Source organism: Saccharopolyspora flava (assembly GCF_900116135.1).
GTDB classification, from domain to species: Bacteria; Actinomycetota; Actinomycetes; order Mycobacteriales; family Pseudonocardiaceae; genus Saccharopolyspora; species Saccharopolyspora flava.
The window spans coordinates 38130-51561 of the sequence record NZ_FOZX01000013.1 but is presented as its reverse complement, the minus strand read 5'-3'; the positions used below and the strand labels follow the sequence as shown (position 1 = coordinate 51561).

At 68.9% G+C, this 13432-nt stretch carries 14 protein-coding genes and 1 pseudogene; 9 read left to right on the top strand and 6 right to left on the bottom strand.

All coding sequences use genetic code 11. The annotated features are described in order from the left end of the window. Positions 1–108: 108 nt before the first annotated feature. Complete coding sequence (gene recQ, locus BM424_RS26100; RefSeq protein WP_093423314.1) at positions 109–1971, top strand: DNA helicase RecQ; 1863 nt, start codon at positions 109–111, stop codon at positions 1969–1971. 68 nt (positions 1972–2039) lie between these two features. After that, positions 2040–2837 (top strand): SAM-dependent methyltransferase, encoded by a 798-nt coding sequence (locus BM424_RS26095; RefSeq protein WP_093423311.1) that lies wholly within the window; start codon positions 2040–2042, stop codon positions 2835–2837. A 7-nt stretch (positions 2838–2844) separates the two neighbouring features. Here BM424_RS26095 and BM424_RS26090 read toward each other — a convergent pair whose 3' ends face one another. Beyond that, positions 2845–3840 carry an aldo/keto reductase gene (locus BM424_RS26090; protein ID WP_245776138.1) on the bottom strand — a complete coding sequence of 332 codons (996 nt, stop codon included), beginning with the start codon at positions 3838–3840 and terminating at the stop codon, positions 2845–2847. Positions 3841–3942: 102 nt separating this feature from the next. Between BM424_RS26090 and BM424_RS26085 the strand changes: the two genes are divergently transcribed. Beyond that, positions 3943–4788: a helix-turn-helix transcriptional regulator gene (locus tag BM424_RS26085; RefSeq protein WP_217649845.1), complete on the top strand. Its 846-nt coding sequence runs from the start codon at positions 3943–3945 to the stop codon at positions 4786–4788. Positions 4789–5522: 734 nt separating this feature from the next. Here BM424_RS26085 and BM424_RS26075 read toward each other — a convergent pair. Beyond that, on the bottom strand, positions 5523–5723 hold the full coding sequence (locus BM424_RS26075; protein ID WP_093423303.1) for a MerR family transcriptional regulator: 201 nt from the start codon (positions 5721–5723) through the stop codon (positions 5523–5525). Positions 5724–5862: 139 nt separating this feature from the next. Between BM424_RS26075 and BM424_RS26070 the strand changes: the two genes are divergently transcribed. Both BM424_RS26070 and BM424_RS26065 read left to right on the top strand, forming a co-directional pair. Beyond that, positions 5863–6087, top strand: a complete 225-nt coding sequence (locus BM424_RS26070; RefSeq protein WP_093423300.1) for a hypothetical protein — start codon at positions 5863–5865, stop codon at positions 6085–6087. A 278-nt stretch (positions 6088–6365) separates the two neighbouring features. Continuing rightward, positions 6366–6983, top strand: a complete 618-nt coding sequence (locus BM424_RS26065) for an acyltransferase (protein WP_093423297.1) — start codon at positions 6366–6368, stop codon at positions 6981–6983. Here BM424_RS26065 and BM424_RS26060 read toward each other — a convergent pair. The 4 genes and pseudogenes from BM424_RS26060 to BM424_RS29775 form a co-directional block, all read right to left on the bottom strand. Further along, positions 6980–8212, bottom strand: a complete 1233-nt coding sequence (locus BM424_RS26060) for a DUF445 domain-containing protein (RefSeq protein WP_093423294.1) — start codon at positions 8210–8212, stop codon at positions 6980–6982. The two genes, BM424_RS26065 and BM424_RS26060, sit on opposite strands and share 4 nt — an antisense overlap. Before the next feature lie 75 nt (positions 8213–8287). Further along, complete coding sequence (locus tag BM424_RS26055; RefSeq protein ID WP_093423291.1) at positions 8288–9094, bottom strand: Abi-alpha family protein; 807 nt, start codon at positions 9092–9094, stop codon at positions 8288–8290. A 115-nt stretch (positions 9095–9209) separates the two neighbouring features. Beyond that, a complete protein-coding gene (locus BM424_RS29780) occupies positions 9210–9638 on the bottom strand; it encodes an AMP-binding enzyme (protein WP_342742656.1) in 429 nt (142 codons plus the stop codon). After that, positions 9636–10103, bottom strand: a pseudogene (locus BM424_RS29775) (AMP-binding protein); the annotation flags it as partial. The pseudogene BM424_RS29775 and the gene BM424_RS29780, both read right to left, overlap by 3 nt. On the opposite strand from BM424_RS29775, the gene BM424_RS26045 reads away from it, so the two are divergent. The 4 genes from BM424_RS26045 to BM424_RS29840 all read left to right on the top strand — a co-directional run bounded on the left by BM424_RS26045 (position 10012) and on the right by BM424_RS29840 (position 13263). Continuing rightward, on the top strand, positions 10012–11583 hold the full coding sequence (locus tag BM424_RS26045) for a recombinase family protein (protein ID WP_093423286.1): 1572 nt from the start codon (positions 10012–10014) through the stop codon (positions 11581–11583). The pseudogene BM424_RS29775 and the gene BM424_RS26045 overlap by 92 nt on opposite strands. Before the next feature lie 179 nt (positions 11584–11762). Continuing rightward, positions 11763–12233 carry a hypothetical protein gene (locus BM424_RS26040; RefSeq protein WP_093423283.1) on the top strand — a complete coding sequence of 157 codons (471 nt, stop codon included), beginning with the start codon at positions 11763–11765 and terminating at the stop codon, positions 12231–12233. Next, complete coding sequence (locus BM424_RS26035) at positions 12230–13039, top strand: tyrosine-type recombinase/integrase (protein WP_342742655.1); 810 nt, start codon at positions 12230–12232, stop codon at positions 13037–13039. The genes BM424_RS26040 and BM424_RS26035 overlap by 4 nt, the downstream gene beginning before the upstream one ends. Next, the gene (locus BM424_RS29840; protein WP_342742654.1) at positions 13036–13263 is read left to right on the top strand and encodes a hypothetical protein; all 228 of its coding nucleotides are present in this window, start codon (positions 13036–13038) and stop codon (positions 13261–13263) included. Before BM424_RS26035 ends, BM424_RS29840 begins: the two co-directional genes overlap by 4 nt. The last annotated feature ends 169 nt before the right edge of the window (positions 13264–13432 follow it).

The following is a 13432-nucleotide window of genomic DNA, read 5'->3' as shown; positions in this document are numbered from 1 at the left end:
ACACACCCCACGGTTGGCACAGCTCACAGCCCGCTCTCGTTCCGGCCCGACTCACCGGTGGCGTGTGGGCACCCGAGGCCGTCCGGCGTCCTGCGTAAGATTCCCGCCGTGGCGTCTCCCGAAACCGCGACCGACCCGTCCACCGAACCCCTGAAGGTCCTGCAGCGGGTCTTCGGCTACGACTCCTTCCGGGGCACGCAGCAGGAGATCATCGACCACGTCGTCGCCGGTGGCGACGCGTTGGTGCTGATGCCCACCGGTGGCGGCAAGTCGCTGTGCTACCAGATCCCGGCGCTGGTCAGGCCCGGTGTGGGCATCGTGGTCTCGCCGCTGATCGCCCTGATGCAGGACCAGGTGGACGCGCTGGCCGCGCTCGGCGTGCGCGCGGGATTCCTCAACTCCACGCAGAGCTACCAGCAGCGCCGCGAGACCGAGGACGCCTTCCTGTCCGGCGAGCTCGACCTGCTCTACCTCGCCCCCGAGCGACTGCGGCTGGACTCCACGCTGGAGCTGCTGGCGCGCGGCGAGGTCGGCGTGTTCGCCATCGACGAGGCCCACTGCGTCGCCCAGTGGGGCCACGACTTCCGGCCCGACTTTCTGGCGCTGTCGGTGCTGCACGAGCGCTGGCCCGACGTGCCGCGCATCGCGCTGACCGCCACCGCCACCCCGGCCACCCGCGACGAGATCGCGAACCGGTTGCAGTTGACCGAGGCGCGGCACTTCGTCTCCGACTTCGACCGCCCCAACATCCAGTACCGGATCGCGCCCAAGACCGACGCGCGCAGGCAGCTGCTGCAGCTGCTGCAGACCGAGCACCTGGGCGAGTCCGGCATCGTCTACCGGCTCTCCCGCGCCGAGGTGGAGCGCACCGCCGAGTTCCTCACCGCCAACGGCGTGACCGCCCTGCCGTACCACGCGGGGCTGGACAAGGAGATCCGCGCCAAGCACCAGGCCCGGTTCCTGCGCGAGGACGGGCTGGTCATGGTCGCCACCATCGCCTTCGGGATGGGCATCGACAAGCCCGACGTGCGGTTCGTGGCGCACCTGGACCTGCCCAAGTCCATCGAGGGCTACTACCAGGAGACCGGCCGGGCAGGCCGCGACGGACTGCCCTCCACCGCCTGGATGGCCTACGGCCTGCAGGACGTAGTGCAGCAGCGCAAGCTCATCGACAACTCCGAGGGCGACGAGGCGCACCGGCGCACCCAGAGCAGGCACCTGGACTCGATGCTCGCGCTGTGCGAGACGGTGTCGTGCCGCCGTGCCCGGCTGCTCGACTACTTCGGCCAGCCCGACGCCGAGCCGTGCGGCAACTGCGACACCTGCCTGAGCCCGCCGGAGTCCTGGGACGGCACGGTCGCCGCGCAGAAGCTGCTGTCGGCCGTGGTGCGGTTGCAGCGCGAGCGCAACCAGAAGTTCGGCGCCGGGCAGATCATCGACATCCTGCGCGGCAAGAAGACCCAGAAGGTCGAGCAGTTCCGGCACGACGAGCTCAGCGTGTTCGGCGTCGGCTCCGACCTCAGCGACGCGGAGTGGCGCGGCGTCATCCGGCAGCTGCTGGCCCAGAGCCTGCTGGCGGTGGAGGGCGACTACGGCACGCTGGTGCTCACCGACACCAGCTCCGAGGTGCTGCGCCGGGAGGACCCGCGGCAGGTCTGGCTGCGCACCGAGCCGAAGAAGACCCCCGCTGCCAAGGCCAAGGCCCGCGACTCCAAGCGCGCCCCGGTGGACATGCCGCCCGAGGTGGAGCCGGTGTTCCAGAAGTTGCGGGCGTGGCGCATGGAGGTGGCCCGCGAGGAGGGCAAGGCGCCGTTCATCATCTTCCACGACTCGACGCTGAAGCAGATCGCCACCGTGCAACCGTCCACGTTGGACGAACTGGCGACGATCAGCGGCGTCGGCGAGGGCAAGCTCAACCGCTACGGCCAGGGCGTGCTGGAGGCCCTCGCGGCGCCCGATCCGGCGGAATGAGCTGAGGTGGCCGGGCGTTTACACTCCGCCGACAGGCCTGAACCGGTGGCATCGAGGAGAACGCGCCGATGAGCGAGAACTGGCCCCCGCTGCGGGGTGTGAACACCACGGTCGCGCACAACGCGCGGGTGTGGAACTACTGGCTGGGCGGCAAGGACCACTACGAGGTCGACCGCCAGGTCGGTGAGCACATCCACAGCATGTTCCCGCTGATCGCCGACGTCGCCCGCGCCGACCGCGCGTTCCTCAAGCGCGCGGTGAGCTTCCTGGCGGGTGAGGCCGGCATCCGCCAGTACCTCGACATCGGCACCGGCCTGCCCACCGCCGACAACACCCACCAGGTGGCGCAGCAGATCGCACCCGAATCGCACGTGGTCTACGTGGACAACGATCCGCTGGTGCTCACCCACGCCCGCGCGCTGCTGACCAGCTCGGCGGCCGGGCGCACCGACTACGTCGAGGCCGACGCCCGGCACACCGAGGAGATCCTGCAGGCCGCCTCGCGGACGCTGAACTTCCAGCAGCCGATGGCGGTGATGCTGCTGGGCATCCTCAACTTCATCTCCGACACCGACCAGGCCCGCGACATCGTCCGCCGCCTGGTCGGGGCGATCCCCTCGGGTTCCTACGTGGTGATCAGCCACCCCACCACCGAGCTCGACGGAGAGGCCAACCGGGAGGCGATGGCGTTCTGGAACAAGAACGCCACTCCCCCGATCACCGCGCGCGGTCACGACGACATCGCCGGGTTCGTCGACGATCTGGAGCTCGTCGAGCCGGGCATCGTCTCCTGCGCCCGCTGGCACAACCCGGACCCGTCCGAGCCGAGCGTCCCGCAGTACGGGCTGATCGCCCGGAAGCCCTGAGCGCGGACTACTTCTCGCTGTCGAGCGCGGCCATGTGCACGCTCGGGTAGCGGTCGCCGCGCACCGCGTCGCGCGGGATGAGCTCGCCGAGCCGGGCGAGGTCGGCGGCGTCGAGGTGCACGTCGTTGCTCGCGATCATCGTGTCGATCTGGCCGGGCCTGCGGGCGCCGATGACCGGCAGCACGTCCTCGCCCTGCGCGGCGACCCACGCGATGGCCAGCTGCGCGACGGTCGCGTCCTTCTCGGCCGCGATCTCGCGCACCCGCGCCACCAGCGCCTCGTTGTGCTCGCGGTTGCCGTCCTGGAAGCGCGGCATGGCGCGCAGCCCGCCGTCCACGGCGCCGCTGCCGCCGATGAGCCCGCGGGAGAGCACGCCGTAGGCGGTGATGCCGATGCCGAGCTCGCGGCAGGTCGGCAGGATCTCGTCCTCGATCCCGCGGGTGAGCAGCGAGTACTCGATCTGCAGGTCGCTGATCGGGGCGACGGCGGCGGCGCGCCGGATGGTCTCGGCGCCGACCTCGCTGAGGCCGATGTGGCGGACGTAGCCCTTGTCGACCATCTCGGCGATCGCGCCGACGGTGTCCTCGATGGGGACGTTCGGGTCGAGCCGGGCCGGGCGGTAGACGTCGACGTGGTCGACGCCGAGCCGGTTGAGCGAGTAGGTCAGGAAGTTCTGCATCGCCTCGGGCCGCGCGTCGTAGCCGACCGGGGCGCCGTCGGGCCCGCGCAGGGCGCCGAACTTGACCGAGAGCACGACCGCGTCGCGGTCGCGGTCGGCCAGGGCGCGGCCGATGAGCATCTCGTTGTGCCCGTGACCGTAGAAGTCGCCGGTGTCGAGCAGGGTGCCGCCGGCGTCGAGGTAGGAGTGGATGACGCGCACGCTCTCGGCGTCGTCGGTGCGCCCGTAGGCGCCGGACAGGCCCATGCAGCCGAGTCCGGGCGAGCTGACGCTGGGCCCGGTGGCGCCGAGGCGGCGGGTGCGGAGCTGAGTTCGTTGTGTCATGCCACCACTGTGGTCCCGGCCCGGGCGCACCGCCCAGGCCCGGTTCATCCGGGGACGGGCTCTCCCTGGCTGGCGGGCAGCGGCGGGTCGATGATGGGAGGCGTGATCGATCGACCGGGACTCGCCGACTTCCTGCGCAGGCGCCGCGCGCTGCTGCGGCCGGCCGACGTGGGCCTGCCCGAGGGCGTCCGCCGCCGCACGCCGGGCCTGCGCCGCGACGAGGTGGCGCAGCTGGCCGGGATCTCCACCGACTACTACACGCGCCTGGAGCAGCAGCGCGGCTCGCACCCGTCGGAGCCGGTCGTGGCGGCGCTGGCCCGCGCGCTGCGCTTCACCCTCGACGAGCGCGACCACCTGTTCCACCTGGTGGGCCTGACCCCGCCGCCGCGTCGCGCGGGCGGGCACATCCGGCCGGGCCTGATCAGCCTGGCCGACCGGCTCACCGATGTGCCGGTGACGATCTGCAGCGATCTCAACGAGATCCTCTGGCAGAACCCGCTGGCGGTGGCGCTCATGGGCGATCAGCGACGGCCCGGCGACAAGCACCGCAGCGTCGTCTGGCGCTGGTTCACCGATCCCGAGATGCGCCGCGGGATGCCGGAGGAGGACCGAGCGCACCACTCCGCGGCCCACGTGAGCGACCTGCGCGCCACCTACGCGCGCCGCGCGGGCGAAGCCGACATCACCGGCCTGGTCGAGGACCTGCTGGCCCGCAGCGCCGAGTTCCGCGAGCTCTGGGAGCGACACGAGGTCGCCGTCCGCCACAAGGACCGCAAGCGGTTCCTGCACCCGGAGGTCGGCGAGGTCGACGTCAGCTGCGAAACGCTGCTCACCCCCGACTCCGACCTCAAGCTGCTCGCCTACTTCCCCACCGAGGGCACCGACGCCCGGGACAAGCTCAACCTCCTCCGCGTCATCGGCACCCAGGACCTCCACCCCACCCCCTGACGCGCGGTGCCGTCGAACACGGCATCGACCGAAAAGGGGCTCTGACCTGGTGTTTTCGCAATCTGTGACGGACCGCACAGCAGGTCGTGCGCCGGGACGTTTTCCCTGGTCGCACATGAACACTTTCGGTCACCCTCTGCGACCGACCACGGTTATCAGCCCTGGGCATCCCCTGTTCGCGTGAGAGCTCCTTGAAGCCACGACTACCCGTGGTTACCTTCGGTCAGGCGAGTTACGGAACGGTCACGGCAGCCAGCCGCCCCCGACGCAGTTGAGACCCCCGATCGGCTGCGACCGCTCCCGGGCTCGTCCCCACCCGGTAGCCGTTGCGACCCCGAAAGGAAGCCGTGTTCCGCCAGCGTCTCCTCACACTGCTGCCGGAGTCCACCCGCGAGGACCCCAGCCGCCTGACCCACGGCCTGGCCGCCGCCGCAGTGCTGGTCATGGCCGCGATCGCCCCGACCACTCAGGCACTCGCAGCCCCCGCCCCCGAAGAGCCGGCCCCTGCCGCCGCCCCCGCAGCAGAGGCCCCGCTCCTCCCGTAGGAGCCCCCGAGCCGAGGTGGACCGGACAGCCCCCCGCCGTCCGGTCCACCTCCTTCCAACCCGACGCCCCCGACGCTGTGGGTTGGGACAGTTTTCATGAAAACTGTCCCAACGTTCTCCACCACCTCGCAGATCCCCAGACCTCGGACCAACCCGGGACGTCCACGCCGCCTTCCAGTGCGCGCGACCTCAGCCGCGCTGCTCGCGCGTTGTGCGGGTGTACTCGCGGAGCTGGCGCTTCGAAGCCTCGAGGTCGAACCTCGCTTGGCCACCTGGCGTGTAGATCTCAGGCACCAGGACGCCCGCCTGGACGTACCGCGCGATGCTCCGACGACTCACCCCGAGCTCCAAGGCCAGCTGACTGCTGGTGAGCAACTTCGGCTGCGGCATTCACCAAACGTGTCACAGATGTCCCCGATTGGCTCACTTCAGCTCTCAGTTGGCTTTCTTTGTCTTACGATGGCTCAGTTGTCCCAGTTCGAGCTCACCGCCGAACCTCCGCACGGGCCGCGAAAGGCAGGCAGACGAATTGACTCCCCCGCCCTCCACCCGCCACTACTGGCTACCCATCCCCGACTCGTCGCAGTGCAGCGGCACTCGGCACGCCTTCCGCGGACCCCGCTGGGAGGGCGAGCACACCGGTACCACGGTCTGCGGCCAGGAGGTCGCGATGGCCAAGCCCTCGGAGATGGACTGGATCTGCCACCCCACCTGCCCCAGCTGCTACGACACCCTCAAGTTGGAGCAGCGGTGAGCGCTCTTCGGGGGCGAGTTCTGGGTGGAGGTCCTGAGCCGTGGACAGTTTTAGTGAGAACTGTCCGGACATTTCGGGCATCACCCTTGGGCAATTTGGACTAAAACTGTCCCCTGGCGACCATCACCGCCCCGGCGACCGATCGACCTGGCGGAGGGGCACCTGGGGATCGAGGCGTGGGCGTTCGCCGGGTTACAGTACTTCTCCTACTGCCGGGTAGGCCCGTTCGGGCGGGGTTGGGTTGGAGCTCTGGTGGCGCTGTTCTTCGAGGTCGAGCGATGAGTCGTTGGTTGGGTCGGCTGACCCGGGCGTGGTGGCAGTGGGCGCGCAACGGCGCGGCGATCACCGCGCGCACCCGTGAAGGACGTCGCTTCGGCGCGCTGGGGGCGCGGAGTCACCTGGCGTTCCCGCAGGGAGCGCTGACCGGGACCGAACGCGTCCACATCGGGGACGGCTGCATCATCAACGAGCACACCGTGCTCTCCGCCGGACTCCCCGGGGCCGCGCTGGGCGACGGCGAGCCGATGATCGTCATGGGTGATCGCTGCGTGCTCGGGCGCAACTCCGAGATCCTCGCGATGTCCTCGGTGGTGCTCGGCGACGACGTGTGGACCTCCAGCCGCGTGACCATCGTCGATCACCACCACCGCCACGACCTCACCGACGTGCCCGTCGCCGCGCAGTGGCCGCTGCCGGTCCGGCCGGTGACCATCGGTTCCGGGACGGTGATCAGCACCGGTTCGGTCATCCTCGCCGGGGCGCAGATCGGCGAGAACTCCATCGTCGCCTCCGGCGCCCAGGTCACCGCCGGGGTGTACCCGCCGAACAGCGTGCTCGCGGGTGTTCCCGCGCGCGTGATCCGCACCCACTCCCCGGTCGAGGCCGACGCCGTCTAGGTCAGGAACTCCAGAGCCACGACCTGCACCTCACCGACGGCGAAGCCGAGCAGGGCGCCGGTGGCGATGAGCATCCACTCCTCCTCCCGGAAGGCCGGACGCAGCAGCTCCTCGAACTCCTCGGCGTCGAGCTGCTGCATCTTGCTGACCAGGGTGTTGCGGATGTCCATCGCGTCGGCAGCGTAGTCCTCGATGTAGCTCATCGTCTCGGGCAGCTTGCCCATGACCATCTCGGCGATGCGGCCCTTGAGGTCCTGGTAGCGGCGCCCGCCGACGGCGAAGACCACCAGCGGTTTGGCGATGCTGGTGCGCCGGTTGAGCTCCTCGTCGACCTTGCGCGTGACCAGCGCCAGCACCTTGTCCGACAGCGGGCCGCGCAGGACCGCCTCGATGATGTTGCGCGGCGTCACGATCTCCCGGGCGATGAGCTCGCCGTAGGCCTCGGAGACCTCCTTGCGGCGCTTGAGGAACAGGCCCTGCCACTCGAACAGCCCGAAGTAGGTCGTCGGCTGCTGCGGGCGGAAGATCATCTTCAGCGCGAGCCAGTCGGTGAACCACCCGGTGAACAGGCCGAACATCGGCATCAGGATCGGCGCCTTGAACAGCACCCACGCCGACATCTGCACCAGGCCGATGACGAACCCGAACACCGCGCCGGAGCGCCGAATGAACTGGAACTCCTTGTCACCGGCCTCCAGGAAGATCCGGTTCAGCAGCTCCTTGTCGCGCACCAACGCGGTGACGACCATCGCCTTGAGGTCGAAGACGTTGTCCACATCGGACTTGATCTCGTCCATGATCTCGGTGAGCATCCGCGGCGCGTCGTTCTGGACGCGCTGGATCATCGCCCGCCGCACGGCCTTCGGCAGCGCCTCCCACATGCCCGGCTGATAGGTGGAGGCGACCTCCTCGACGATCTCCTCGATCGCCTGCCGCAGCGGGCCCTCGACCTCGTTGACGATGCGCTCGGGATCCAGCCGCGACACCACCTCCTGCGGTGTGAGCAGCTGCTCGGTGAGCGTGTCGCAGGCGATGCCGGCCATCTTCGCCGCGTGCTTGGGCACGATGCCCTGCCAGCCCAGGAACGGCTTCTTGCCCCGAAACTCCACCGGGTAGAACATCATCTTGATGGCCAGGATCTTGGTGACGTAACCGATCAAGGCCGCTACGACGGGGATGGAGAGGTAGAGCATCCAGTGCTGGTTGAAGTCCTGGAGGATCGCTCCCATCGCACACCCTTCCCCGAAAAACCCCTGAACCACCTGTGCGCGATGACACAGTGGCAGTGACCTTACCTCGCGCGGTTACGCTTTCAACGCGTCCTCGACCCCGGGTATCAGGGTCGGATCGCAGCGGCGCCAGAACCGCGTGCCGAGTTCGGACATCCGCACGCTGCGGCGCACGACCTTGGTGGATTTCGCCGAGCGCAGCGCTTCTCGGATCCGGGACTCGGTCTGCAGGATCTCGTACTGGTCGTCCATCGCGTCGAGCTCGGCGCCGATCTCGACGAGCCCCAGCGCCTGCAGCCGGGTCAGGTAGTGCGGCACCTCGTCGTGCAGCGCCACCCCCACCGCGCGGCCGACCGTGGAGCCGTTGCGGAGCACGTACCGGCTCGCCCCGCCGATGCCCGAGCGCTCGACGACGTCCACCACCGGGTACGCAGCGCCGTCGCCGAGACCGGCCAGGATGCGCGCCTCATCAGGCGTGATGATCCGCAGGATCCCGGCGTAGAGGTGCTCGCGGGCCTCGGCCTTGGTCGCGGTCGCCGAGCGGAACAGCAGCTCGGACATCGCCTCGCGCAACCCGTCCTGGACCGGTTCGCCCTCGTCCTCGTCGTCCTCGGGCTCGGCGTCCTCGCCGGGCACGGGATCGTCGACGGACTCCAGCCACACCCGCACACCGGTGGACACGGCCTTCTCGATGGCCTGCACCTGGCGTTCCACCTCGACGCCGCCCGGCAGCTCCCGCACCAGCCCCATGCCTGTGCGCGCGACGTCGCGGCCGACGCGGCCGGCCAACCCGAGCAGGCCGCCCAGCACGTTCGAACCCGCCGACCCCTCATCGCCGTGCTGCTCATCGGCTCTGCGGCTGAGCTCGATCTCCCCTGTCACGCGGCCCCCTACGTCTACCCCGATCGCTCGTGATCCGTTGCCTCGGATGGATCAACGATGAGGGCGAGTATGGCCTGACCGACCCCGCGCGGACCAGACCGGGGGTGTCACGGTTCTATTCGGATATGGCCTTCGCACGCAGCACGTTCTTCTGCAGCTTGCCGGTGGAGGTCTTCGGCAGCTCCCCGAAGACGATCTTCTTCGGCGCCTTGAACGCCGCGATCCGCGACCGGACGAACTCGATCAGCTCCCCCTCCCCCGCCGAAGCGCCCTCCCGGAGGCTGACGAAGGCGACCGGGACCTCTCCCCACTTGTCGTGCGGCGCGGCGACGACCGCGGCCTCCACGACGTCGGGGTGCGCGGTGAGGGCGTTCTCGACCTCGATGGAGGTGATGTTCTCGCCGCCGGAGATGATCACGTCCTTGATCCGGTCGCGCAGCTCCACGTACCCGTCGGGATGGCGAACGCCGAGGTCACCGCTGCGGAACCAACCGTCGAGCGTGGCGTTGTCGGTGGCCTCGGGGTCCCGGTAGTAGCCGAGCATCACGTCGTTGCCGCGCAGCAGGATCTCGCCGGGAGTTCGCCCGTCGGCGGGCACCTCGCGCCCCTCCGGGTCGGTGACGCGCACCGGTTCGGCGATGACGTTGGCGATGCCCTGCCGCGCGATCAGCCGCGCTCGGCTCTCGGGATCGGCGTCGTCCCACTCGGGCTGCCACTCGCAGACCACGGCGGGCCCGAAGGTCTCGGTGAGTCCGTAGAGGTGGCGGATGTCGAAGCCGAGCTCGCCCATCCGCGCCAGCAGCGACGGCCACGGCGGAGCCCCACCGGCGAAGACCCGCAGCACGTGATCGAGGTGGTGGGCGTCGGGATGCTCGGCGAGCATCGCCAGCACGGTCGGCGCGGCGCAGAAGTGCGTGATGCCCTCCCGGTCGATCGCCTCCCAGATCGCGCCGGGATCGACCTTCCGCAGGCAGTGGTGCACCCCGCCGGCCGCGGTCACCGCCCAGGGGAAGCACCAGCCGTTTCTCTACTGTCTTGAACTACCTTGGCTTCATGAGCAGCGATCCGACCCCGTTGAGGGCGCGCGAGTACCTGCGGGTGTCATACGACCGGTCAGGCAGGGCGCGCTCGAACACCGAGCAGCACACCGACAACGCCGCCGACGCCGCACGTCAAGGCTGGGTCTTGGGCCGCCGTTACGAGGACACATCCATCTCGGCCTCGCGTACTCCAAGAAGGCGCGCGAGGGCTACGACGAGCTCATCGCGGATCTGCAAGGGAAGCGATTCGACGCCGACGTGCTGATCATCTGGGAGTCGTCCCGTGGATCTCGACGGGTCGGTGAATGGGTCTTGCTCTGCGACCTGCTTGAGGAGCAGGGTGTCCTCGTCCGCGTCACCACCCACGGCCGGACCTACGACCCCAGCAATCCCCGTGACCGCAGATCGCTGCTCGAAGACGCGGTCGATAGCGAGTACGAAAGCGGCAAGATGTCAGGCCGGATTGCCCGCTCCGCGAAGGCGGCAGCCTACGAGGGCAAACCACCCTCCCGATCGGCGTTCGGGCATCCGCGACGCCACTGGGTAGAGACCCCGCTCGGCAAGGAACGACACGCGGTCCCCAACGAGCAGATCGAGGCCGAACGGGCCGCCGTGCAGCGCCTCTACGAAGGCCTGTTCGCAGGTCGCACGCTCGGACGAATGGCGCATGAGCTCAACGAAGAAGGATTCCGAACCGCGCGAGGCAACACGTGGACACGAACATCAGTTCGCTCCGTGCTGCGCAACCCGCGCAATGCCGGCGTGCGGTTCTACAAGGGCGAGCGCCTCGACATCGCGACACAGTGGGACCCCATCGTTAGTGAAGAGACCTGGCAAGCCGCGACACAACTGCTTGCCGATCCAGGGCGACGCGCCCAGGACGGAACCGCGCGACGCTGGATAGGTGGCAACCTCTTTGTCTGCGGCCAGTGCGGCGCACGCGTGAAATCCGACTACATGCCCAACAGAGTCCGCGGCTACCGATGTAGGCTAACCGGACATAACAGCCGCCGTGCTGACAAGGTCGACGCCTACGTCTTGACCACCGTCGCCGCCCGCCTCCGCCGCGATGACATCATCGAACTCCTCGCTGGCCAGGAGAACAAGCAAAGGGCCGCAGAGCTACGCACTACCGCCGCCGGCCTTCGACAACGCCTCGATGGACTGGGCGTCGACTATGCCCAAGGCCTCCTCACCGCCGGGCAAGTCCAAACTGCGACACAGGCGCTGACCTCCCGACTCAACGCAATCAACGACGAACTCGCCCGGCTCGGTCGCGACGAACTCGCCTACCTATCCGGAACCGACGATCCCGGGCAACGTTTTCTCGATTCCGACCTTGACCTGAAGCGAGGCACCATCGACGCGCTCTGCACCGTCACACTGCTTCCCAACAAGCGAGGCCCCTGGGCAACCATGGAAGAATCAGTTCAAATCGACTGGAAATAGCACCAGCCTCACATCAGTCTGATCGTCCTCTGCCGGGTTCAAGTCCGCCCTCGGACACCAGTGGGTGGGATCCGTCCCACGACACCACAGATGGTTTCAAACGCGAGACGGCGAGGTGCATTGCATCCGCCGTCTCGTCGCGTCTTCTGCCACAGAGTCCTGGCTCGGGGGTGGCAGCCGTGGCTGACCGGACTGTTCCCGCGATCGAGCTGCATCCGCTGTCGGTGGATGAGCGCGCCGAGTTGATCGCCGCGCGCGGCACGGCCCGGCGGGTGCCGCTCACGCAGCTGGCCGCACTGCCGAGTACGACCTCGATGGTTTATCGGATCGCCTCCCTCGACGCCCAAGGCCGCATCGCCGACAGCAGCATCGTCAACGCCCTGGGCTGGCAAGCCGGGCGACGGATGCGCCTGGATGTGCTCTCCAACACCACGGTGACCGTCCAGGCCGACCCCGACGGGGTGTTCACCCTCGCCCGCCGCGCCCACCTCCCGCTGTCGGCGGCGGTGCGCCGCTGGTGCGGCCTGAACCCCGGCGACCGGCTGCTGCTGGCCGCCGCCCCGGATCCCGGCCTTCTTCTGATCCACACCATGCGCGCTCTCGACGCGATGGTCGCCGCCTTCCACACCCCCGGAGCTGACACCCCATGACCCACCACCCCGACGCGCCCGAACTCGACGCCGCTCGCCTGCTGCTGGCCAAGATGGGCGTCACCCCCGAAGACCTCCTCGGTGCAGCCGCACCGAAGCCGCAGGCTCCGACGTTCGCCGATTACATCCCCGAGGTCGCCAAAGCCGTCTCCCCTGGCACCAAGCGCGTGTATGGCACGTACTGGAACAGGATCCTCGAACACTGGGGCGACCGGCACCTCGACGAACCCACCACCCTGGAGATCCAACAACTCGCCGAAGCCGTCCGCTCCCAGGTCGTCGTGCGCCGCAACGCCCGCGGCGGACGGGGTGCGGCCGAGCACCTCATCGCCGCCATCCGCTGCCTCTACAACCACGCCGTCGCCGACAACCTCATCACCGAAGGAGACAACCCCGCCAAGAACGCCACCAAACCCCGCAGGCTCGCCAGCACCCGACGAGGACTCACCGACAACCGACTCAACGAGATCAACCACATCGCCGCCACCACCGGCGACGACCCCGCACTCGACACCCTCATCCTGCGCCTGCACATCGAAACCGCCTGCCGCCGCGGCGGAGCCCTCGTCCTCACCCTCCGCGACCTCGACCCGGACCAATGCCTCATCCGCCTCCACGAAAAAGGCGAAACCGTCCGTTGGCAGCCCGTTTCCCCCACCCTCATGACCCACCTGCGCGAGCATGCTCAGCAGCGCGGCACTACGAAACCCACTGACCAGCTTCTGCGCTACCGCAACGGGACACCCATCACCAGACGCCGCTACGACCACCTCTGGACCCGCATCGGCACCACCTCCCCTGGGTGACCACCCAAGGAGTCAGCACCCACTGGCTCCGCCACACCACCCTCACCTGGGTCGAACGCAACCACGGCTACGCCATCGCCCGCGCCTACGCAGGCCACACCACCACCAACAGCGACACCGGAACCACCGCCGCCTACACCCGCGCCGGCATGACCGAAATCGCCACCGCCCTGGCCACCCTCACCGGCGAACCCCACCCACTCGCTACCAGCCGAACGGGCTGACCAACCACCGCACTCGGAAGGCGCACGCTCGGCCGGCTCGTGGTGAACGGCCCCCTAACACGAGCCAGCAGTGACAACCCCGGTTTAATACTGTTGGTCCATCAACTACCGGGCGAGTTCACCACGCAATCTAAGCGCTCCCGGGAAGATTCCTGTTATTAGCGTAGGA